The organism is Streptomyces flavidovirens DSM 40150 (assembly GCF_000429085.1).
GTDB classification, from domain to species: Bacteria; Actinomycetota; Actinomycetes; order Streptomycetales; family Streptomycetaceae; genus Streptomyces; species Streptomyces flavidovirens.
The window spans coordinates 1-22,775 of the sequence record NZ_AUBE01000032.1; the positions used below are offsets into that span (position 1 = coordinate 1).

A 22,775-nucleotide genomic window follows, 5' to 3' on the forward strand; every position below is an offset into this window, starting at 1 on the left:
TTTGAGGAGCGGGGTCCGGGGCGGAGCCCCAGCAACACCCCCCGCCACACCCAGCCCCTCCGGCGTTTGAGGAGCGGGGTCCGGGGCGGAGCCCCGGTTCGGGAAGGGGCGGGGTGGGGAAAACGGGGGTCCGGCCTGGCCTGTGCTGGGCTGCGCCGGGCCAGGGGCTACGCGTCTGCGTACTTCGTGTCCGCGGCCGGGTCCAGGGCCAGGCGGTAGCCGCGTTTTACCACCGTCTGGATGAGGTTGGGGGCGCCCAGGGACGTACGCAGGCGGGCCATCGCCGTCTCGACGGCGTGTTCGTCGCGGCCGGAGCCAGGCAGTGCGCGCAGCAGGTCCGCTCGGGAGACCACCCAGCCGGGGCGGCGGACCAGGGCCCGCAGCAGCGACATCCCCGCCGGCGGCACAGGGCGCAGTTCGCCGTCGACCACGACCGCGTGTCCCCGGATCTCGACGCTGCGGCCGGCGACCGGCAGGGTGCGGGCGCGGCCCGGAAGTTCGCGGCAGATGAGCTGGACGAGGGGGCCCAGGCGGAAGCGGTCGGGCTGGACGGTGTCGATGCCGTGCGCCTGGAGCGGGAGGGCGGTGACGGGGCCGACGCACGCCGCCAGTACGTCGTGGCTGAGGGCCGCCAGGAGGTCGGGCAGCAGACCCCGTTCCTCGGCGCGGGACAGGAGTGACGCCGCCGCGGGGGCGCTGGTGAAGGCCAGGGCGTCCACGCCGCGGGAGAGCGTCGCGTCGATGAGGCGGTCCAGTGGTGCGATGTCCTCCGGCGGCATCCAGCGGTAGACGGGCACGCCGATGACCTCCGCGCCGCCGGCGCGCAGCGCCTCGACGAAGCCGGGCAGGGGTTCGCCGTGAAGCTGGATCGCGATGCGCCGGTCCGCCACGCCCTCGGCGAGGAGGCGGTCCAGTACCTCGGCCATGGACTCGGAGGTGGGCGACCATTCTTCGGTGAGGCCGGCGGCCCGGATCGCGCCCTTGACCTTGGGACCGCGGGCGAGGAGTTCCACGTGCTGGAGACGGGCCAGGAGGGCTTCGCCCAGCCCCCACCCGTCCGCCGCCTCCACCCAGCCCCGGAAGCCGATCGCCGTCGTCGCGATCACCACGTCGGGTGCGTCGTCGATCAGCTGCTTCGTGGTGGCCAGGAGCTCGCTGTCGTCGGCCAGCGGCACGATCCGCAGCGCCGGCGCGTGCAGGACCGCCGCGCCGCGCCGCGTCAGCAGCGTGCCCAGTTCGTCGGCGCGCCGGGCGGCTGTGACGCCTACGGTGAAGCCCGCGAGCGGGCCGTGCTGTGGTTCGGGGGTGGTGTTGTTCACGGACATGGCGTACCCGGCTCTCAGTACCGCTGTGCTGGTGATGCGGAGGGCCGAGCCTGTCAACATCACATGACAGACTCGGTTCCTTCGTATTTCCCGGCCGTTACGGACCCGCGCGGCTCACACCTCCGCATAGGTGAGCTGCGGCTTCGCCGGTACGGCCGCCGGACGCCGAAGGTATACCGCCCACGTGACGGTGAAGCACGCGGCATAGAAGGCCAGGAAGGCCGCGAAGGCCGCCGTGCCCGTTCCGGCTGTCTGGAAAGACTGCCGGAAGGCGAGGTTGATCGCGAGTCCGCCCAGCGCGCCGACCGCGCCGATCAGGCCCATGGACGCCCCGGAGAGCCGTCGTCCGTACGCCGCCGCGGCCTCGCCCTCCATGCCCTGCGCCAGCGCCTTGGTCTGGAAGATCGCCGGGATCATCTTGTACGTCGAACCGTTGCCGAGGCCGGACAGGACGAAGAGCGCGGTGAAGCCGGTCAGGAAGACCGGGAGCGACTTCGTGGTGGAGGCGTAGACGACGACCGAGGTCGCCGCCGCCATCGCGGCGAAGTTCCACAGGGTGATGCGGGCGCCGCCGAAGCGGTCGGCGAGCGAGCCGCCGAGGGGGCGGATCAGCGAGCCGAGGAGCGGGCCGATGAAGGTGAGCGAGGCCGCCTGGAGCGGCGTACGGCCGAACTGGGTCTGGAGGACCAGGCCGAAGGCGAAGCTGTAGCCGATGAAGGAGCCGAACGTCCCGATGTAGAGGAAGGCCATGATCCAGGTGTGCGGGTCGCGGACCGCCGCCTTCGCCGCCCCGGTGTCGTTGCGTACGGGCGCCAGGTTGTCCATCCACAGCGCGGCGCACACCGCCGCGAGGATGATCAGCGGGATGTACGCGGCCAGCAGGATGCGGGGGTGGGTCGCGCCGGCCACCGCGATGACCAGCAGGCCCATGAGCTGGACGACGGGTACGCCGATGTTGCCGCCGCCCGCGTTCAGGCCCAGCGCCCAGCCCTTCTTGCGGAGCGGGAAGAAGGAGTTGATGTTCGTCATGGAGGAGGCGAAGTTGCCGCCGCCGACGCCGGTCAGGGCCGCCACCACCATGAAGGTGGTGTAGGAGGTGCCGGGCTCCATCACGGCGTACGCCGCGCCCGTGGGCAGCAGCAGCATCAGCGCGCTGAAGATGGTCCAGTTCCGGCCGCCGAAGCGGGCCACCGCGAAGGTGTACGGGACGCGGACGACGGCCCCGACGAGGGTGGCCGTGGCGATCAGGAAGAACTTGCCGGCCGGGTCGATGCCGTACTCCGGGCCCATGAAGAGCACCATGACGGACCACAGGGTCCAGATCGAGAAGCCGATGTGCTCGGAGAACACCGAGAACAGCAGGTTGCGGCGGGCGATCTGCTCACCGCCCTCCCGCCAGAACGTCTCGTCCTCGGGGTCCCAGTGCTCGATCCAGCGCCGCCCAGTCATCACGTGCCTCCACAGGTGTCGGGTCGATGGACCTGACGGTAGGGACGGCGGGTTTCAGCCCCGTGTTACGAGATGACTGCCGCGCAACCTTGCTCTCACGCGGGGCGGGGCGGGGCGGTGAGGCTCAGGGCGAGCGGAACGTTTCTCCGTACACCTTCCGGTTCGGTGGCGACGTCGGACGGGGCCGCATCAGTGACCTGTCGGTCTCGGGCAGCCAGCCGTCCGCGGGCAGCTCCAGCCACGCATGCCGCTCCACGAGCCCGCGAATCGTCTCTTTCAAGGCTTCGAGCCCCTGGTGGCGCAGCCCTTTTCGCCACACGAGTGAAATGGGCGACAGCGGTACGGGATCGACGATCGGCCGCAGTTCCATGCCGGGCACCGCGATGAACTCGGTACTCGCCAGCACCGACCAGCGCCGCTTGCGAATGACCCGGACGAACTCCTCGGCGCCCTCGATCTCCGGGAACGGCGCCGCCACCTCGATGCCCCGCCCCGCGAAGAGCCGCAGCGCCAGATCGGTCCACTCGGCGGTGGCCGGGTTGCCCGCGCCCGCGTAGAGCGTCTCCCCCGCGAGCGCGTCCAGCGGCACCTCGTCCAGCGCGGCCAGCGGATGGTCCCCGGGGAGCAGTACGGCCATCCGCTCGAAGCGCACCGGACAGTGCTCCAGTTGGTCGAGCACGGCGGGATCGAGCCCGGCGACCCGCCCCGAGGACACGTCCAGCCGGCCGGCGACGATCGCGGCCGCCGCGCCCGTGAGGCCGCTGTGGAAGCGCGCGACGAACTCGACGTCGGGCGCGGTCGCCCGTGCCCTCTCCAGCACCTGGTAGGTGGTGCCGACCGTCGCGCTCACGTCCACGACCAGCGGCCGCTCGCCGGGCGCCCGGGCCGCGCCCAGCTCGTCGTACGCCGCCAGCACCCGCCGCGCGTACGGCAGGAGCCGCTCGCCGTCCGCCGTCAGCAACACGCTCCGGGTGGACCGTACGAACAGTTCGGAGCCCAACTCCCGCTCCAGGCGCCGGACGTCACGGCTCAGCGCCTGCTGGGCGACGTAGAGCCTGGCCGCGGCGCGGGTGAAGTGGAGATCCGCGGCGACCGCCTCGAAGGCGCGCAGCAGGCGGGGTTCGATGTCATGGGGCACGCCGTGAACTTACAACGCAGGTGCGTAAATGGGCGCCCAGCAGGTGTTGGACCGCCGCGGGCTCCCGCCGTGAAGCTTGATCCATGCCCCTCCAAGAACCCTTTTGTTCCCCTTTCCTGGCCGTGTCCGGTGATGTCCTGATCGTCGCGGACCGCCCCGCGTACGCGTACGAACCGCGACACCGGTCACGGCCCCGCAGGCCCGGACACTTCTCCCCCTACCGCCGCCTCTTCGCCACCCCCGGTGCCCGCGCGTTCACCGCGGGCAATCTCCTCGCCCGCCTTCCGATGGGCATGTTCAGCGTGAGCGCGGTCATGATGATCGCCGGTTCGCGCGGCTCGTACGCCCTGGCAGGCGCCGTCACCGCGACCGGCCTGGCCGTCACCGCCCTGGTGGCGCCCTGGACGGCCCGGCTCGTCGACCGGCACGGGCAGGCCCGCGTCGCGGTGCCCGCCACCGCCGTCGCCGTACTGGGCTCCCTCGCGCTGCTCCTGTGCGTCCGTTACGGCGCCCCGGACTGGACGCTCTTCGCCGCGTACGCCGCCACCGCCACCACCCCCAACACGGGCGGCATGTCCCGCGCCCGCTGGGCCCACCTGCACCGGGGCGATCCGGCGGCCCAGCACACCGCGAACTCCTTCGAGCAGGCCGCCGACGAGCTGTGCTTCATGCTGGGCCCGGTCGCCGCCGCGTTCCTCTGTACGGCGCTCTTTCCCGAGGCCGGCACGCTGACCGGGGCGATCCTCCTGATGACCGGCGTACTGATCTTCGCCGCCCAGCGGGCCACGGAACCGCCCGTCGCCCCCCGCACGACGACCACCCGCTCCCCGCTCCGCCTGCCCGGCGTGCCCGCGCTGCTGGCCGTCTTCCTCGCCACGGGCGGCGTCTTCGGCTCCATGGAGGTCGTCACGCTGGCCTTCGCCGACGGTCTGGGCCAAGGCGCGGCGGCGGGCCCGGTCCTCGCCCTCCAGGCGGCGGGATCATGCGTGGCCGGCCTGCTGTACGGCTCCGCGCGCCCGGCGGCCCACCCGCACCGCCGCCTGCTCGTGTGTGTCGCGGCGATGACCCTGCTGATGTCGGCGCCCCTGCTCGCGGCCTCGACGGGCTCGCTGGCCGCGGTCGCCGGGGCGCTGCTGCTGGCGGGAGCGGCAACAGCACCCACGATGGTCACCGGCATGACCCTGCTCCAACGCGTGGTCCCGCGGGCCCAGTTGAACGAGGGCATGACCCTGGCCGTCACCGCGATCCTGGGCGGCATCGCCGCAGGCGCGGCGACCGGCGGCTGGCTGGCGGAACACACCCACCCGGCCTCGGGCTACGCCGCCCCGGTGGCGGCCGCGGCCGCCGCCCTGCTGCTGTGCTTGAGGACGCGCCCGCAGGGCACGGCAAAGGCCCCGCCGTCCTAGGACAGCGGGGCCTCGGCCTCACATGGGAATTGTGGAGATGGCGGGAATCGAACCCGCGTCCAACGGTGCAGAACCAGGGCTTCTCCGAGTGCAGTCCGCTGCGATTTTCTCGGCCCCGGAGATCACACGGACAAGTCTCCGACGGGCTCAGTCACTGTTTGATTTCCCACCCGATCCCGTGACCGGACCGAGTGGTTTAGTTCCCTTGATGATGCCAGGATCCGGGTCGGGAACACCCCCGGGCTGACACTTCGCTAGGTCGCTACTTAGGCAGCGAGGGCGAAGGAATCGCGCTTGGAATCGGCGATTATTGGTTGCGACATATGGTTAACGAGATCATTGCCGCTTCCTCGACTCGCTTCCCCTGCCTCGACATCCGCTGTCGAAACCGATCATCCCCATGTTTTTTTATCAAGGTGGTGCCGCACCCCGAGGGGCACAGGCGCCATCGTACGTGAACAACGCACGACCGTGCCAGCCTATTCCTGCCGGCCGGCTGCGCGCCCTCAGAGCCGCCCTCGCTCCCTGCGCTTCACCGCCGAGATCGCCCGGTTCGTCTCGCGCAGGTCCTGCTTCTCCCGCAGCGTCTGCCGCTTGTCGTACTCCTTCTTGCCCTTGGCCAGCGCGATCTCGATCTTGGCCCGGCCGTCCTTGAAGTACATCGCGAGCGGCACGATCGTGTGACCCGTCTCCGACGACTTGCTCGCCAGCTTGTCGATCTCGGCCCGGTTCAGCAGCAGCTTGCGCTTGCGGCGCGCGGAGTGGTTGGTCCAGGTCCCCTGCGAGTACTCCGGTACGTGCACGTTGTGCAGCCACGCCTCGCCCCCGTCGAGCTGCACGAAGCCGTCCACCAGCGAGGCGCGACCCTGGCGCAGGGACTTCACCTCGGTGCCGGTCAGGACCATGCCGGCCTCGTAGGTGTCGATGATGAGGTAGTCGTGTCGCGCCTTCTTGTTCTGCGCGATCATCTTGCGCCCTTTTTCCTTAGCCATAGTGCGGCCATTTTCGCACTATGACCCTCCCCCGAGGCCACTCAATACTGTCCGGGCCCGCTCCTCGGCCCGCTCGCTCACCGCGAGGTCCGGGCTGATGCCCCTGCCGTCGACACTGTGGCCGGCGGGAGTGCGGTAATGACCGACGGTGAGCTCGGCGACGGACCCGTCCGGCAGCCGGCTCGGCATCTGCACCGAGCCCTTGCCGAACGTACGCGAACCCACGGTGACGGCCCGGCCACGGTCCTGGAGCGCGCCCGTGACGAGCTCCGCCGCGCTCATGGTGCCGCCGTCGACGAGCGCCACGACCGGACGGTCGGTGTCCCCGCCCGGCTCCGCGTACAGCGCCCGCTGCTCACCCTCCATGTCATACGTCGCCACCAGGCCGCCGTCGAGGAAGGCGGATGCGGCGGTGACGGCCTCGGTGACGAGCCCGCCGCCGTTGCCGCGCAGGTCGAGGAGTACACCGTGATCCTCCGGTACGGCGCGGACCGCTTCCCGCACCCGCTCGCCCGAGCCCTTGGTGAAGGCCGCCACCTTGATCAGCGTGGCGCCGTCCGCGAGCCGCTCGACGGTGACGGCCTCGGTGGTCAGCCGCGCCCGCCGCAGCCGCTCGCTCCACTGACGCCCGGCGCGCTCCAGACCGAGCACGACGGAGCTGCCGGCCTCGGCCCCGCTGCCGCCGTCGCCGCGCAGGAGCTGGACGACCTCGGTGACGGGGCGGTTCTCCACCGGGCGCCCGTCGATGGTACGGAGCCGGTCGCCCGCCCTGACTCCGGACCGCTCGGCCGGGCCGCCGCGCTGCACCCTGGACACCTCGATGCGGCCGTCCTCGGCGCGCTCGGCCCACAGTCCGACGCCCGTGTACGCGCCGTCGAGCGCCTGCTCGAACTCCTCGTACTCCGCCGGGTCGTACACCGCGCCCCACCGGTCCCCGCTGCGGCTGACGACCTCTTCGGCCGCCTCCTTGCCGGACTTGCCGTCGGCCATCGCCTGGGCGGCGGCGTCGGCGACCGCCTCGCGGCCGGCCGTGGCCGCGACGGAACGGGCCGGGAGGGAAGGGGACTTCGCGTCGTCGCGCTGCCAGGCGTCGGTGGCGGCCGCGGTGACGAGTACGGTCGCGAAAACCAACGTCAGGGCCGCCCCGCGGCGAACACCGCGGGGCCGAGAAGTGACTTCCGGGCCCGGCATGGCGCCGAGTCTAGGACAAACAAAGGGCGCCGTACGGTCGGTTGACCGTACGACGCCAGGGGCTCATGTCACACCTTGAGGTACTTGCGCAGCGCTACGAACCCGGCGAGCGCGGGCATCAGCAGGGCGATCGCGAGCACCAGCGGCAGCTTGGCCAGCACCGCGTCCCAGCCGATGAAGTTGACGAGGGTCAGCTTCTCGGACAGCGCCAGGCCGTGGTCGATGAGGAAGTACCGGCCCGCGAGCAGCATGACGCAGGCGAACACACCGCCGATCAGACCCGCGACCGCGGCCTCCATGATGAACGGCATCTGGATGTAGAAGCTCGACGCGCCCACGAGCCGCATGATGCCCGTCTCACGCCGCCGGCTGAAGGCGGAGACGCGCACCGTGTTGACGATCAGCATCAGCGCGATGACGAGCATCAGGGCCATCACGTAGAGCGCGACCACGTTCATGCCGTTCATCAGGTTGAAGAGGTTGTCGAGGATGCCGCGTTGGTCCTGGACGGACTGCACGCCGTCCCGGCCCGCGAACGCGGTCGCGACCACCTTGTACTTCTCCGGGTCCTTGAGCTTGACCCGGTACGACTCCTGCATCTGGTCCGGGGTGATGGTGTCGGCCATCGAGGAGTCCCCGAACTGCTCCTTGTAGTGCTTGAAAGCCTGGTCGGCCGACTCGTACTCGACTTTCTTTACGACGTCCATCTTGTCGAGGTCGGCTTTGACCTGCCTCTTCTGCTCGGCGGTGACCGCTCCCTTGGCGCACTTGGGGATGGTCTCCGCGTCGTTCTTGTTGCAGAAGAAGATGGAGACGTTGACCTTGTCGTACCAGTAGCCCTTCATCGTGCTCACCTGCTCGCGCATGAGCAGCGCCCCGCCGAACAGGGCGAGGGAGAGGGCGACGGAGATGACCACCGCGAAGGTCATGGTGAGGTTCCGGCGGAGACCGACGCCGATCTCCGACAGGACGAACTGGGCGCGCATGGCGTCCTTTCAGTGCTGGTAGCCGTAGACGCCGCGAGACTGGTCGCGCACGAGGCGGCCACCCTCGAGTTCGATGACGCGCTTGCGCATCTGGTCGACGATCTGCTGGTCGTGGGTCGCCATCACCACAGTGGTGCCGGTGCGGTTGATGCGGTCCAGCAGCTTCATGATGCCGACGGAGGTCTGCGGGTCGAGGTTGCCGGTCGGCTCGTCCGCGATCAGCAGCATCGGGCGGTTGACGAACGCCCTCGCGATCGCCACGCGCTGCTGCTCACCACCGGAGAGCTCACCGGGCATCCGGTCCTCCTTGCCGCCGAGGCCGACGAGATCGAGGACCTGGGGCACGGACTTGCGGATCTCTCCGCGCGACTTGCCGATGACTTCCTGCGCGAACGCGACATTTTCCCCAACGGTCTTGTTGGGGAGAAGCCGGAAGTCCTGGAAGACGGTGCCGAGCTGGCGCCGCATCTGCGGCACCTTCCAGTTGGACAGGCGCGCGAGGTCCTTGCCGAGGACGTGCACCATGCCGTGGCTGGCGCGCTCCTCACGCAGCAGCAGCCGCAGGAAGGTTGACTTGCCGGAGCCGGAAGAGCCCACGAGGAAGACGAATTCGCCCTTCTCGACCTCCAGGGAAACATCCCTGAGGGCGGGGCGGCTCTGCTTCGGGTAGGTCTTGGAGACGTTGTCGAATCGGATCACGGGTGCACCACGGTCGCCGGGAGTAGGTGAGCGTGACCATACGCGACGCGGGCACGGCCGCGCAGTCGGCGTCCTGCGATGGGCGTTTTATCACGGATCGGCGTTGCATTCCGACCGGAAGGGAACGGCCGTAACACTGCGGGGCGCGCCGGAACCCGTGGGAGCTGGCACAGTGGGAGGGGGAACGGTCACGTTCCCCTGAGCGTTGGGCGGAGTGACAGGCGGCTCCGCCGCGCGGGAGGAGGAATGCGCATGACCTATGACCGACTGGTGTGCGCGAACTGCGCGGCGCCTGTGAATCAGGGCCGCTGCCCGGTCTGCCGGGCCCACAGGGCGAGGATGCAGCAGGAGGGCGGCCCGCTGGGCGCGCTGAGTCCTGCGGCACTGGTGGCGCTCGTGGCGCTGCTGGTGGCGGCGGTGGCCCTGCTGGTGTACCAGACCGCGTAGTACCCGGCCCGGCCCTACCGCTCGGTACGCCGGTTTTTGCCGCTCATACGCTTCCACGGCCCTTCTGAGGGCCGGCGGGGCCAAAGAGAGGGGCCCGGAGCGCTCAGCGCGCTCCGGGCCCCTCTTGTGTGCCTAGCTGGTTCAGGCGACCGTACGGCCGTTGACCAGGCGCGGCAGCATGCGGAAGCCGATGCCACCCGCGATCATCGTCGCGGCACCGATCAGCAGGAACGAGGTCTGGGCGGCGCCCGTCGCGGCGAGCTCCTCCTTGGCCTTGCCCTGAGCCACCGGCTGGGAGCCGGCGCTGTCGGTGTCGGTGTTGTCCTCGCACTCGGCACCGTCGAGGTCGAGGGTGCAGGTGCCGGCGTCACCGTCGGTGCCGCCGTCGGAGCCACCGGTCACGGAGCCACCGTCGTCGGTGCCGCCGTTGCCGCCGCCACCGTTCTGGTTGCCGTTGTTGCCGCCGTTGCCGCCGTTGCCGTTACCGCCGTTGCCGCCGGTGCCGTTACCGCCGTTGCCACCCGGGTCGGTCGGGAGGTCCGGGTCGGTCGGGGTGCCGGGGTCCGTCGGGACGTCCGGGTCCGTCGGCGTACCCGGGTCGGTCGGAACGTCCGGGTCCGTCGGCGTACCGGGGTCCGTCGGGACATCCGGGTCCGTCGGCGTACCCGGGTCGGTCGGAACGTCCGGGTCCGTCGGCGTACCGGGGTCCGTCGGGACATCCGGGTCGGCCGGGGTGCCCGGGTCGGCCGGGACGTCCGGGTCGGCCGGCGTACCCGGGTCCGCCGGGGTGCCGGGGTCGGCGGCGACGGCGATGTCGAGGCCTTCCTTGTCGACGCTGGCGTCGGCGCTCAGGCCGGCCACGTCGACGCCGATGCCGACGGCCGAAGCGGCGCCCGCGGCGGTCAGCGAGGCACCGGCGGCGATCACCGCACCGGCTGCTATACGCGCAACGCGGATCCGCGTCTTCTTGGTCATCTGCTTGCTACCCCCAGTAGCTGAATTCGTGAGTGGAGCAGCGCAAGGGGCGACAGACACTGGGGGTTTGTAAATTCCCCCGGTCACACACGCCCCAGAGATACGCATGCCGCGCGTCAGCTTTGCCACTTTTAAAGGGAGCGTCAAGGTCATTCCGGGTGCGATGTCCGGATTGCAGGCACTTGCCCGTCGTACGGGAATACGACTGTGACACAAAACGCAACTGCCGCCTCTTCGGCGGCAGTTGCGTTGTCGACAAAGCGAGCTTTACTTCTCCTGCTGCTTGCGCCAGCGAATTCCGGCTTCCAGAAAGCCGTCGATCTCGCCGTCGAGAACCGCCTGCGGGTTGCCGACCTCGAACTCCGTACGCAGGTCCTTGACCATCTGGTAGGGGTGCAGGACGTACGAACGCATCTGGTTGCCCCAGGAGTTGCCGCCGTCGCCCTTGAGCGAGTCCATCAGCGCCTGCTCCTCCTGGCGGCGGCGCTCAAGGAGCTTCGCCTGGAGGACGTTCATGGCGCTCGCCTTGTTCTGGATCTGCGAGCGCTCGTTCTGGCAGGAGACGACGATGCCGGTCGGAATGTGCGTCAGACGGACGGCGGAGTCCGTGGTGTTGACGCCCTGGCCGCCGGGGCCGGACGCGCGGTAGACGTCGACCCGCAGCTCGGACTCGTCGATCTCGATGTGGTCGGTCTTCTCGACGACCGGCAGCACCTCGACGCCCGCGAAGGACGTCTGGCGGCGGCCCTGGTTGTCGAAGGGGGAGATGCGGACGAGGCGGTGCGTGCCCTGCTCCACGGAGAGCGTTCCGTAGGCGTACGGCGCCTTGACGACGAAGGTGGCGGACTTGATGCCGGCCTCTTCGGCGTACGACGTCTCGTAGACCTCGCTGGCGTATCCGTGGCGCTCGGCCCAGCGCAGGTACATGCGCATCAGCCGCTCGGCGAAGTCGGAGGCGTCGACGCCACCGGCCTCGGCGCGGATGTTGACCAGGGCCTCGCGCTCGTCGTACTTGCCGGACAGGAGCGTGCGTACTTCCATCTCGTCCAGCGCCTTGCGGACGGAAAGAAGCTCGGCCTCCGCCTCCACGAGGGTGTCGGCGTCGTCCTCCATCTCGGCGAGCTCGAAGAGCACCGAAAGATCATCGATCCGGCTGCGGAGCGCCTCGGTCTTGCGCAGCTCGGCCTGGAGGTGGGAGAGCTTGCTCGTGATCTTCTGCGCGGCCTCCGGGTCGTCCCACAGGGACGGGGCCGCGGCCTGCTCCTCGAGCACGGCGATATCGGCCCTCATCCTGTCGAGGTCCAGGACGGCCTCGATCGACCCCATGGTCGAGGAGAGGGACTTGAGCTCTTCGGATACATCGACGACTGCCACGGGTCCAGCGTAACGGCTGGGCGGCCGTACCTTCCCCTCCCCCGGAAGAGCGCCTTGTCACTCCACCGGGCTACGGCTGCGCCGGAGACGACTGCTCGCTGTCCTGCGGGGCCTGGTCCGCCCCCTCCCCCGTCGCGGCCAGCCAGCCGCCCACGCCTATCGCGGCGGCCACCAGGACCGCGGCCCCGCCGAGCACCAGGCGCCGCCTGCGTACGGCGTCCGACTTGTGGCGGGCCGAGCCGGGGCGGCGCTCGCCCGCCGCCCGGGGGGCGCGCGCCGTGCCGCGGGCGCCGCCGGCCAGCTCGTCCGGGGCGGGGACGCGCATGCTCGTGTGGGTGTCGCGGCTGGAGTCCGGGGCGGAGCCGCGCACCAGCGGGACGACGCCGCGGCGGTGCGGCTCGTCGGGGGTGACGGGCTGCGGCTCGTCGTACGCCGGATACGCCGGGTACTCCGTCTCCTCTTCCTCCGCGCCCGGCTCGTCGACGTCCAGCGGCGGCATTCCGGCGAGAAGCGGGAGCTGGTCGCGCAGCCGGGCGGAGAGCTCGGACGCGCGCAGCCGGGACGCCGGAGCCTTCGCGAGGCACTGCACGAGGAGCTGCCACAGCTCCTCGGGGATGCCCGGCAGAGGAACAACGGTTTCGGTGACATGACGGCGCAGTACGGCGCCGGGGTGGCCGCCGCCGAAGGGTGTGAAGCCCGCGAGCAGCTCGTACAGCACGGTCGCCAGGGCGTAGATGTCGACGGCGGCGCGGGGCGGCAGGCCCTCGACGATCTCGGGGGCGAGGTAGTCCGGCGTACCGATGATCTTCGTCGCGCGGGTGCGGCGCGGGGTGTCGATCAGCTTGGCGACGCCGAAGTCGGTCAGCAGCGCGGGATGCGCGCCGCCGGGCCCGAGCGGCCCTTCCATGTCCAGCAGGATGTTCTCCGGCTTCACATCCCGGTGTACGACGCCGGCCGCGTGCGCGGCGGCGAGCCCGTCGGCGACATCCGCGGCGATCGCGACGGCCGCCTCGGGCGCCAGGCGCCGCTCACGGTCGAGCCGCGTCCGCAGATCCGTACCCCGTACGAGATCCATCACCAGGGCGAGATCGGTGCCGTCCACGACGAGGTCGCGGACGCCGACGACGCGGGGGTGGTCGAGTCCGAGCAGCGCGGTGCGCTCCTGGACGAAGCGTCCGACGAGCTCCTGGTCGGACGCGAGGTCCTCACGCAGGAGCTTGATGGCGACAGGGCCCTCGGGCCCCTCACCGAGCCACACCGTGCCGGCACTGCCCCGTCCAAGGATCTGGTGGGCCGTGTACCGGCTGCCGATTTTCCGTGCCAAGACTGCTCCCTCAGCGGCTGACGGTCGCCCTGAGGCTACGCGGCTGACAGGGCGTCCGGTGCCCGGTATCGCGTCAACGTCGACTCCTGGGGGTGAAATCCACCCCCAGAAGTCGACAAATCAACGAACTCGCCCGCTCACGCGCCGCTGGGCCCGCCGAGATCGCGCACGAATTTCGAAACGCTGTCGATCACGTCACCGATCTGGGCGAAGAAGCCCTTCGTCGTGCCGATCCACTCCTGAAGCCCGGAGAACTCCCAGATCAGCCAGGACGCCACGAACAGCAGGACGAGCGTGAACAGGCAGCCCTTCAGACAGCCCAGGCCCGGAATCCGCATCGGATTGGCACTGCGGCGGCGCGGCTCGCGGGGCTCGCGCGGCGGACGCGGAGCCGGCTGGGCGGGCTGCCGCGGCGGCGCGTACCGCTGCTGCGGGGGCGGCGCCTGGGGCTGCTGGTGCTGCGGCGGGGGCGGCGGGGCGTACCGCTGCGGCTGCTGTGGACGCTGTTGCTGCTGCCGCTGCGGGGGCTGCTGCGGCTGGCGCTGGGGGCGGCGGCGCAGCGGGTCCTGGCTCGGGTCGAGGTACTGGACCTGCGTCTGCTCGTTGCGGTCGCGGGCGGCCCGTAGCTGGTTCTGCCAGGGGTGCGGGTCCTCGGGGTTCGCGCCACCGGGTACGCCGTCGGGGCGCGGCGGCACGGGCGGCATGACGGCGGTCGGGTCGGCGGCGCCGGGGCCGCCGTACTGTCCGCCGCCGGTCGACGGCAGGACGCTGGTCGCGGCGGCCGGGTCGTACGATCCGGCGTTGCCCGGCAGGACCTGCGTCGGATCGGCGGCTCCGGGGACCGGCGCGGGGGCGGGGTCGGGCGCGAGCAGCGCGCCGACACCCATGGCCGCCTCGACCTGGGCGGACGACGAATGCACGCCGACGCCTGCGGCGACGGTGCGCAGGGCGCGGGCGAGGTTCTCGGCGCTGGGCCGCTCGTCCGGTTCCTTGCGCAGGCAGCGCTCTATGACCGTCCACAGCGGCTCGGGGACGGTGGTGGGCCGGCGGGGCTCCTCGCTCAAATGGCGGTGGAGCACTTCCAGCGCCGAGCTCCCCGCGAACGGCGGACGCCCCGTGACCAGCTCGTACAGCAGAATTCCCGCGCCGTAAATATCGACGGCGGACGTCTGCGGCCGTCCCTCGGCGGACTCGGGGGCGACGTAGGCGGGCGTACCGACGAACTCGTGGGTCCTGGTGAGTCCCGGAGAGTCGGCGAGGCGCGCGATGCCGAAGTCGGTGAGCATCGGATGCATCTGGCCGTCACGCTCGTCGAGCAGCACATTCGCCGGCTTGAGGTCGCGGTGGACGACGCCGTCGGCGTGGCTGGCGGCGAGGGCGTCCGCGATCTGCGCGGTGAGCAAAGAGGCGGCGACCGGCGAGAACGGACCGTTCTCCCGCAGATAGCGGTGCAGGTCGGGCCCGTCGACAAGATCCATCACCAGCGCGAGCAGATCCCCCTCGACCACAAGGTCACGGGTCCGCACGATGTTGGGATGCGTGAGCCGCAGCAGAACGGACCGCTCACGCAGAAAACGCATCACCACATCGGCGTCGTTGGCGAGCTCCTCCTTGAGGACCTTGATCGCGACGGTCTCGCCGGGCTGGCCGGCCACGGCCGCCTCGGCGCCCGCGGTCTCACGCTGGCGGGCTCGCCAGACGGTGCCCGTGGCGCCGCGCCCGAGCGGCTCCTCGAGCAGGTATTTGCTGCCTACCGGCCGCACGTCATGCGCTCCCTGCTGCTCGTGATCCTCGTGGTGGTTCCGACCCACTGTAGTGCCGTCCGCCCGCCTCCCACCGGGGCGCGGCCGGGCCGCGTACCGAGGGTAGACGCGCTCCCCATACGGATGGTTGCCGAACGCGCGTGCCGCATATGTCGAAGTCTGCACTTTTACGCCCACAGCCGACCATTCAAGATCACTTGAAGGTGGGCGGCGGGCATGTTGTCAGTGGCAGGTGCGAGGATGCCTGCAGCACGGACTGTGGGGTCGGGATTGCCGCACACGTGCCGACCTGAACCGGACGACGCGTCCGTGCCGGGTGGGGGGAATCACAGGGCGCCACCCCTGCCGGGCACTTCGCGCAGAAGGGACCGCTGACGCGATGCAGATCCGGCTGACCGTCCTCGCGCCACGCGCGCTGAGTGCGCGCCCCGCCGAGGGCCCCGAGGGTGCCCCGGCCGGACGCGCGTGCGACGTGCTCGTCACCGCGCCCGCCGGGACCGCGCTGGCCGCGGTCGCCTCCGGTCTGGCCGCGGCCGTCTCCGGTCCCGGGTCGGCCCCGGAGACCACGGGCGCCGTGGTGGTCTACGCGGGCCGGGACCGGCTCGACGCACAGCGCTGCGCGCTCGGCGAGCCCCCACTGGTCGACGGAGCCGTGCTGTCCCTCTACGCTCCCTCACCCGAGCCGGACGGCACCTCGGACGCCCCCGCCCAGTTGCACGTGGTGGCGGGACCCGACGCGGGCGGGGTCCACCTCCTCCACGGCGGCCGGATCAGCATCGGCCGCTCAACACAGGCCGACGTCCCCCTGAACGACCCGGACGTGTCACGGCTGCACTGCACGGTGACGCTGACGAAGGACGGCCGGGTCTCCGTCGCGGACCTGGGCTCCACGAACGGCACGTCCCTGGACGGCGAGGACCTCACCGACCACCCGGTCCCCTTCTCACCCGGCGCACTGCTGCGCGTAGGCGAGTCGGCCCTGCGCCTGCTGACCCCCGCCGACCAGCCCCTCCCCCTCCAGACAACCCCGGACGGCGAGGGCCACCTACGCCTGACCCGCACACCGGACACTCCACCGACGCACGCCACCGACCGCAGAGCTTCCACACCCACACCCGCCACACCCGCCCCACCCCCAGCGGGGCATGTGGCCACCCCACCCCCAGCAGGGCACGTGGCCACCCCACCCCCAGCAGGGCACGTGGCCGGGGGTGACCCCGTGTCGCACACCGAGGTGCCGGGAGGGGACGTGTCGGGGCGCTCCCCGCAGGGTGTCGAACGCAACACGCCCGAACATCCCGAGTGCCCGAACGTTCGGCACCCGAGGAGACGCCCCGACGCGGCACCGACCCCGGAGCCCCCGCGACCAGAAGCGACACCCCCCGCCGCACAGCCAGGCCGACGCGGCGGCATAGGAGCCTGGGCCCGCCGCCTCACCGGCGGCCGCCCCGAGCTCCTGGATGAGTACGCCCCCGCCGCGGCCACCCCCCTCGGCCTGCCGCCCACCGAAGCAAACCCCGCCAACCCCACCGGCCCCGCCACCCCAGCCACCCCCACCCCCCTGCCCGAAGCCTGGCCCGACCCCGCCGCCCTCCTGCTCACCGCGCTAGGCCCCGGCCCCCGCCTGTGGGAGCGCGGCCCCGGCCACCCCGAAGCACTCGTCCTGCGGCTGGGCACCGCGGACCGCCCGGCGCCCGACGGAGGACGCCCGCTGCCCGCCGTGCCCGTGACCGTCGCCCTGCGCGAAGTCGGCTCGCTGGGCCTGGCCGGCCCCCGCGCACGCCTGGCCGGGCTCGCCAGGTCGGCCGTCGCGCAGCTCGCGACGCTGCATTCCCCCACCGACCTCGAAATCGTGCTGCTCAGCACAGACAGGGCCAGGCCCCTCGAAGACCGCACTGCCGAGTGGTCCTGGCTCGGCTGGCTGCCGCACCTGCGCCCCGCCCACGGCCAGGACTGCCGGCTGCTCCTCGCGTACGACCGCGACCAGGCGACCGCCCGGATCGCCGAGCTGATGCGCCGCACGGACGAGGAGCACGCGGCGGACGAAGGCCCGTACACGGTCGTCATCGTCGACGGCGACCCCGGCTCCGCCGCGCTGCGCGAGTCCACCGCCCGGCTGGCCGCGACCGGCGCGTCGTCCGGCATCCACCTCCTGTGCCTGGCCGAGACCCCCGCCGCGTCACCGCTTTCGCCGGTCGCGGCGACGTACGAGGCCGCCTGCGCCGCGTCACCCGCGTTCCGCGAGTGCGGCGCGGCCGCACTGCTCAGCGGCGATGTGGCCACCGCCCTGCGGCTGCTGCGTACAGCGGGAGGCGAACCAGCGGGCCACGGCACGCTCGCAACGGTGGACGCGGTGTCCGCGGCCTGGGCGGAGCGTGTCGCGCGGGCCCTGGCCCCACTACGCGCGGACGGCCACCCACCCACAAACCCCACCGTCGGCACCACCAACACCACCAGCACCACGAGCACCACCACCACCCACACCCCCCGCCCAGGCAGAACCACCCCCCTCCCCTCCTCCGCCCGCCTGCTCGACGAACTGGGCCTGGCCAGAGCCACCCCCGCCTCCCTGATGGCCCGCTGGGCGGCAGCCGCCGACGACGGCCAGGCGCCCGGCGCCACCCGCGCGTGGGCGGTGCTCGGGGCGGGCCCGCGCGGCCCGCTCTGCGTAGACCTGACCGCAGAGGGCCCGCACCTCCTGATCGAGGGCCCGGCGGGCAGCGGCCGTACCGAGCTGCTGCGCTCCGTAGCGGCGTCACTCGCGGCGGCGGCCCGCCCCGACCGCCTGGGACTCGTCCTGGTCGACGGCGCCGGCGGCGAGCGCGGCGACGGCCTGCGCCCCTGCACGGAACTGCCGCACGTCTCCACCCACCTCAGCGCCTCCGACCCCATCCGCATGAGGGAGTTCGCCCAGGCGCTGGGCGCGGAGCTCAAGCGCCGCCACGAACTCCTCGGCGGCCTCGGCTTCGCCGAATGGCACACGAGGCGCGAAGTGTCGGGCCGCATGATCGGCCAGCGCCCGCCCAGCGCCGCCGAGCAGAACGGCGACCTGGACTCACCGCCCAGCGGCACCCTGCGCCTGCGCACCACCACGTCCCGCGAGCGCCAGGCCAGGGCCGATACCGGGCCCTCGCCGCTCCCCCGCCTCGTCGTGCTGGTCGACGACCTCGACGCGCTGGTCGCGCCCGCCCTCGGCAGTACGGGAAGGCCGGCGGCCGGTTCCGTCGTACGGGCCCTGGAGGCCGTGGCGAGGGACGGCGAGCGGCTCGGCGTACACCTGGTGGCAACATCCGCCAGACCGGACCGTACGGCGGACACGGAGCTGGCGCGCGGCGCGCGGCTACGCGTCGTACTCGACCCACCGCCGTCCCCACCCGCCCCCGACGAGCCGGCACCGGGACGCGGCACGCTACTGCGTCCCAGCACCCCAGACCCGCACAGCACCACAGACAGCACCGTAGACCCGCACAGCACCGCAGACCCGCACAGCACCACACACCCGCACAGCACCACAAACCCACACAGCACCCCGACCCCCTTCCAGGCCGGCCGGGTCACCGGCCGAATCCCCCGCACCGCGACGCTGCGCCCCACCGTCGTGCCCCTGGAGTGGGAGCGGATGGGCGATCCGCCGGCCCGCCGCCCGGTGCGCGAACTGGGCAACGGGCCGACGGACCTCGCGCTGCTGGCCAGCGCCCTGGACCGCGCCGCCCGCACGGTCAACGCCACTCCGCTGCCGCCCCTGGACGCGCCCCCCGAGGCCTGACTCAACGTCACGAGCCCATTACGATCACCCGGTTGACACGGAAGGCACTATTGCCGGGGCCGACCGCCGGGCGTAGGACTGACCCACGGGACAGCTAGACCGGCATCGGCGCCAGCGGTTCTCCGAGGGCTGCGCCGGTCCGTACGCGCACAGGAGAGACGGGGCAGTGATGCGCACAACTCTTCGCACACACAAGGGTCGCAAGGAGCGCCGGGGGCGCCAGGGGCGCCGGGCGCGCCGGGCCGCCCTGGCGGTGATCGCCGCGAGCACGCTCGCCCTCACCGCCTGCGGTGGCGACAAGGACAAGGACCGGGGGAACGAGGGAAGCGGGCCCACCACAGAGCCCTCGTCCTCCGTCACGCTCCCCCGACTGAACGGCGAGGAGGTCCAGGTCGCGGCGGTCTGGACGGGCCCCGAGCAGGAGAACTTCACCAAGGTCCTGGACGAGTTCGAGAAGCGCACGGGCGCGAAGGTCACCTTCGTCCCGGCCCAGGACCCGATCGTCAACTTCCTCGGCACGAAGATCGCGGGCGGTTCGCCGCCCGACGTGGCGATGCTCCCGCAGGTGGGCGCGCTCCAGCAGGCCGTCCAGCGCAAGTGGGCGAAGCCCGTCGACGCGGCGACCCGAGCACAGCTGGACAAGAACTACTCGCAGGGCTGGAAGGACATCGGGGCTGTCGACGGCACTCAGTACGGGGTGTACTTCAAGGCCGCCAACAAGTCCCTGATCTGGTACAACACCCAGGCGTTCGAGGACGCCGGCGTCGAGGAGCCGAAGACCTGGAAGGACTTCCTGACCACCGCCGAGACGATCTCCGCCTCCGGCGTCCCCCCGGTATCCATCGGCGGCGCGGACGGCTGGACCCTCACCGACTGGTTCGAGAACATCTACCTCTCGCAGGCGGGCCCCGAGAAGTACGACCAGCTGGCCCAGCACGAGATCAAGTGGACGGACCCGTCCGTGAAGGACGCGCTGACCACACTCGCCGAGCTGTTCGGCAAGAAGGAGCTCATCGCGGGCGGCCAGGACGGTGCCCTGCAGACCGAGTTCCCCGCCTCCGTCACGCAGACGTTCGCCGAGGACCCGAAGGCCGCGATGGTCTTCGAGGGCGACTTCGTCTCCGTGAACATCGGGCAGACGAAGGCGAAGATCGGCACGGACGCCAAGGTGTTCCCGTTCCCGGCGGTGGGCAGTGAGTCCCCCGTCGTGACCGGTGGCGACGCCGCCGTGGCGCTCAAGGACTCCAAGGGTGCCAAGGCGCTGCTGACGTTCCTGGCCTCGACCGACGCCGCGAAGATCTGGGCGGGGGCGGGCGGGTTCGTATCGCCGAACAAGTCCCTGGACGTGGCGGCGTATCCGAACGACGTGCAGCGCGACATCGCGAAGGCCCTGATCGCGGCGGGCGACGACTTCCGCTTCGACATGTCGGACCAGGCCCCGCAGTCGTTCGGCGGCACGCCCGGCAAGGGTGAGTGGAAGGCGCTGCAGGATTTCCTGAAGAACCCGAAGGACATCGCGGGGACCCAGCAACGGCTGGAGTCCGACGCGGCCAAGGCGTACAAGAGCTGACGCCGTGACGTCAGCGACCGCGGGGGGTGCCGCGAAGGTCACGCCGCCCCCCGCCGACAAGGGCACACGCAAGAGCGTGACGGGTACGCGCAAACTGATGGCGGCCGGCTTCCTGCTGCCCGCCCTGGTGCTGCTCGGTGCGCTCGTGGTCTACCCGATCGGGTACTCGGTCTACCGGAGCTTCTTCGACAAGTCGGGCGACAACTTCGCCGGATTCGGCAACTTCGTCGAGATCTTCACCGACGACACCATCCTGACCGCCGTCAAGAACAACGCGATCTGGGTGGTCGTCGCCCCCGCGGTCTCGACGGCCCTGGGCCTGATATTCGCCGTACTCACCGAACGCATCCGCTGGGGTACGGCGTTCAAGCTGCTGGTCTTCATGCCGATGGCGATCTCCATGCTCGCCGCGGGCATCATCTTCCGGCTGGTGTACGAGCAGAATCCGGAGCGCGGGGTCGCCAACGCCGTCGCGGTGAGCGTCCACGACATGTTCTCCGAATCGGCCGGCTTCCCGAAGGCCCGCCCCCTGCCGGTCCATCCGCTGGAAGCGGGCGGCGGCGGCTCCTTCGTCACGAAACAGCCCGTCAGAGCCGGCGAACAGGTCCTGCTGCCGCTGGTCGGCGTACCGCCCGCCAAGATGCCGGGCGACGCCGAGATCGCCGCGCCCGCCAAGACGGCGCCGGACAAGGTCACGGGCACGGCCTGGCTGGACTTCACGAAGGGCGGCGGCGGCAGGCCCAACACCATCGACCCCAAGGAGCTCGGCCTCAAGGGCATCAAGGTCGAGGCGGTGAAGGACGGCAAGGTCGTCGACTCGGCGAAAGCCGGCGCCGACGGCACCTTCACCCTCTCCGCCAAGGCGGACGGAGCCGAACTCCGCTTCCCCGCCTCGAACTTCCGCGAGCCCTACAACGGGGTCGACTGGCTCGGTCCGGGCCTGGTGACCCCCGCCATCATCGGCAGCTACGTATGGATGTGGGCGGGCTTCGCGATGGTGCTGATCGCGGCCGGGCTCGCGGGCCTGCCGCGCGAGCTCCTGGAGGCGGCCCGCGTCGACGGCGCCAACGAGTGGCAGGTCTTCCGCCGCGTCACGGTCCCGCTGCTGGCGCCCGTCCTCGCGGTGGTGCTGGTCACTCTGATGATCAACGTACTGAAGATCTTCGACCTGGTGTTCATCATCGCGCCGGGGTCGTCGCAGGACGACGCGAACGTGCTGGCGCTCCAGCTCTACCGCTCGTCGTTCGGTACGGACGCGGACCCGGGCATCGGCAGCGCCATCGCCGTACTGCTCCTGCTGCTGGTCGTCCCGGTGATGCTCTTCAACATCCGACGGATGCGAAAGGAGAGCCGCCGATGACCACCACGGCCCCCACGCCCCCCACGACCACCACCACCGAGGCCCCCATCAAGGCCAAGCAGTCCCTGCCCGCGCGGATCGCGGCGCGCGCGGGCGGCGGCGCGGTACGGATCTTCCTGATCCTGGTCGCGCTGTTCTGGCTGATGCCGACGATCGGGCTGCTGTTCTCGTCACTGCGCAGCCCCACCGACATCGCGGAGACGGGCTGGTGGAAGGTCTTCTCCGCCCCCGCCGGCCTCACCCTCGACAACTACGCCAATCTCCTCGACAACAACACCATCGTCGACTCCCTGCTCAGTACGATCATGATCACCGTCCCGTCGACCGTCCTGGTCGTGGTGATCGGCTCGCTGGCCGGGTACGCCTTCGCGTGGATGGACTTCCCCGGCCGCGACTGGTGGTTCCTGGTGGTCGTCGGCCTGCTGGTGGTTCCGGTGCAGGTCGCCCTCGTCCCGGTGTCGGAACTCTTCGGCAAGATCGGCATCTTCGAGACCACGGCGGGCGTGGTCCTCTTCCACGTCGCCTTCGGCCTGCCCTTCGCCATCTTCCTTCTGCGCAACTTCTTCGCGGAGATCCCCAGGGAGCTCCTGGAGGCGGCGCGGCTCGACGGGGCGGGCGAAATCCGGCTGTTCACGCGCGTCGTGATGCCACTCGGCGGTCCCGCCATCGCCTCGCTCGGCATCTTCCAGTTCCTGTGGGTCTGGAACGACATGCTGGTCGCGCTGATCTTCGCCGACTCGGCCAACCCGCCGATCACGGTGGCGCTCCAGCGCCAGGTACGGCAGTTCGGCAACAACATCGACATCCTGGCGCCCGGCGCCTTCATCTCCATGATCATCCCGCTGATCGTCTTCTTCGCGTTCCAGCGGCAGTTCGTGTCCGGCGTGATGGCCGGCGCGGTGAAGTAGGGAGGATCAACAGGGGCAGCCGTGGAGCAACGCTGAGAACTTTCTCATCGGGGCTTCATGGAATGGCAATCGAATGACAAACCCGCAGTCCCGGACCCCGCC

Annotated in this window: 17 protein-coding genes and 1 other RNA gene; 6 read left to right on the forward strand and 12 right to left on the reverse strand. The window is 71.1% G+C overall.

What is annotated here, in order from left to right; genetic code table 11:
- Positions 1 to 167: 167 nt before the first annotated feature.
- The 3 genes from G412_RS0128225 to G412_RS36365 all read right to left on the reverse strand — a co-directional run bounded on the left by G412_RS0128225 (position 168) and on the right by G412_RS36365 (position 3,912).
- A complete protein-coding gene (locus G412_RS0128225; RefSeq protein WP_028815000.1) occupies positions 168 to 1,325 on the reverse strand; it encodes a uroporphyrinogen-III synthase in 1,158 nt (385 codons plus the stop codon).
- 114 nt (positions 1,326 to 1,439) lie between these two features.
- The gene (locus G412_RS0128230) at positions 1,440 to 2,774 is read right to left on the reverse strand and encodes an MFS transporter (RefSeq protein ID WP_028815001.1); all 1,335 of its coding nucleotides are present in this window, start codon (positions 2,772 to 2,774) and stop codon (positions 1,440 to 1,442) included.
- Positions 2,775 to 2,898: 124 nt separating this feature from the next.
- On the reverse strand, positions 2,899 to 3,912 hold the full coding sequence (locus G412_RS36365; protein WP_051338662.1) for a LysR family transcriptional regulator: 1,014 nt from the start codon (positions 3,910 to 3,912) through the stop codon (positions 2,899 to 2,901).
- A gap of 83 nt (positions 3,913 to 3,995) precedes the next feature.
- Here G412_RS36365 and G412_RS0128240 point away from each other — a divergent pair, with 83 nt between their 5' ends.
- A complete protein-coding gene (locus tag G412_RS0128240; RefSeq protein ID WP_028815002.1) occupies positions 3,996 to 5,318 on the forward strand; it encodes an MFS transporter in 1,323 nt (440 codons plus the stop codon).
- 29 nt (positions 5,319 to 5,347) lie between these two features.
- Here the strand turns inward: G412_RS0128240 and ssrA are convergent.
- From ssrA to ftsE, 5 genes are all read right to left on the reverse strand, one after another.
- Positions 5,348 to 5,718, reverse strand: a transfer-messenger RNA (tmRNA) gene (gene ssrA, locus G412_RS38620).
- Positions 5,719 to 5,824: 106 nt separating this feature from the next.
- Entirely contained in the window at positions 5,825 to 6,310 is a 486-nt protein-coding gene (gene smpB, locus G412_RS0128245) for an SsrA-binding protein SmpB (protein WP_028815003.1), read from the reverse strand.
- Positions 6,311 to 6,328: 18 nt separating this feature from the next.
- Positions 6,329 to 7,501, reverse strand: a complete 1,173-nt coding sequence (locus G412_RS0128250) for a S41 family peptidase (protein ID WP_028815004.1) — start codon at positions 7,499 to 7,501, stop codon at positions 6,329 to 6,331.
- Between the two features lie 68 nt (positions 7,502 to 7,569).
- Positions 7,570 to 8,487 carry a permease-like cell division protein FtsX gene (ftsX, locus tag G412_RS0128255; RefSeq protein ID WP_028815005.1) on the reverse strand — a complete coding sequence of 306 codons (918 nt, stop codon included), beginning with the start codon at positions 8,485 to 8,487 and terminating at the stop codon, positions 7,570 to 7,572.
- A gap of 9 nt (positions 8,488 to 8,496) precedes the next feature.
- A complete protein-coding gene (ftsE, locus tag G412_RS0128260) occupies positions 8,497 to 9,186 on the reverse strand; it encodes a cell division ATP-binding protein FtsE (RefSeq protein ID WP_028815006.1) in 690 nt (229 codons plus the stop codon).
- A gap of 252 nt (positions 9,187 to 9,438) precedes the next feature.
- Between ftsE and G412_RS0128265 the strand changes: the two genes are divergently transcribed.
- On the forward strand, positions 9,439 to 9,633 hold the full coding sequence (locus G412_RS0128265; protein ID WP_028815007.1) for a hypothetical protein: 195 nt from the start codon (positions 9,439 to 9,441) through the stop codon (positions 9,631 to 9,633).
- Between the two features lie 141 nt (positions 9,634 to 9,774).
- Here the strand turns inward: G412_RS0128265 and G412_RS41165 are convergent, their stop codons facing one another.
- The 4 genes from G412_RS41165 to G412_RS0128285 form a co-directional block, all read right to left on the reverse strand.
- Entirely contained in the window at positions 9,775 to 10,608 is an 834-nt protein-coding gene (locus G412_RS41165; protein ID WP_028815008.1) for an LPXTG cell wall anchor domain-containing protein, read from the reverse strand.
- 267 nt (positions 10,609 to 10,875) lie between these two features.
- Positions 10,876 to 11,982, reverse strand: a complete 1,107-nt coding sequence (prfB, locus tag G412_RS0128275; protein WP_028815009.1) for a peptide chain release factor 2 — start codon at positions 11,980 to 11,982, stop codon at positions 10,876 to 10,878.
- Between the two features lie 70 nt (positions 11,983 to 12,052).
- Positions 12,053 to 13,306, reverse strand: a complete 1,254-nt coding sequence (locus G412_RS0128280) for a serine/threonine-protein kinase (protein ID WP_028815010.1) — start codon at positions 13,304 to 13,306, stop codon at positions 12,053 to 12,055.
- 137 nt (positions 13,307 to 13,443) lie between these two features.
- A complete protein-coding gene (locus G412_RS0128285) occupies positions 13,444 to 15,069 on the reverse strand; it encodes a serine/threonine-protein kinase (protein WP_028815011.1) in 1,626 nt (541 codons plus the stop codon).
- A 379-nt stretch (positions 15,070 to 15,448) separates the two neighbouring features.
- Here G412_RS0128285 and G412_RS0128290 point away from each other — a divergent pair, with 379 nt between their 5' ends.
- The 4 genes from G412_RS0128290 to G412_RS0128305 all read left to right on the forward strand — a co-directional run bounded on the left by G412_RS0128290 (position 15,449) and on the right by G412_RS0128305 (position 22,673).
- Positions 15,449 to 18,835, forward strand: a complete 3,387-nt coding sequence (locus G412_RS0128290) for an FtsK/SpoIIIE domain-containing protein (protein WP_028815012.1) — start codon at positions 15,449 to 15,451, stop codon at positions 18,833 to 18,835.
- Between the two features lie 169 nt (positions 18,836 to 19,004).
- The gene (locus G412_RS0128295) at positions 19,005 to 20,405 is read left to right on the forward strand and encodes an ABC transporter substrate-binding protein (RefSeq protein ID WP_078607477.1); all 1,401 of its coding nucleotides are present in this window, start codon (positions 19,005 to 19,007) and stop codon (positions 20,403 to 20,405) included.
- Between the two features lie 76 nt (positions 20,406 to 20,481).
- Complete coding sequence (locus G412_RS0128300) at positions 20,482 to 21,765, forward strand: ABC transporter permease subunit (RefSeq protein ID WP_051338665.1); 1,284 nt, start codon at positions 20,482 to 20,484, stop codon at positions 21,763 to 21,765.
- Positions 21,762 to 22,673, forward strand: a complete 912-nt coding sequence (locus G412_RS0128305) for a carbohydrate ABC transporter permease (protein WP_028815015.1) — start codon at positions 21,762 to 21,764, stop codon at positions 22,671 to 22,673. The genes G412_RS0128300 and G412_RS0128305 overlap by 4 nt, the downstream gene beginning before the upstream one ends.
- The last annotated feature ends 102 nt before the right edge of the window (positions 22,674 to 22,775 follow it).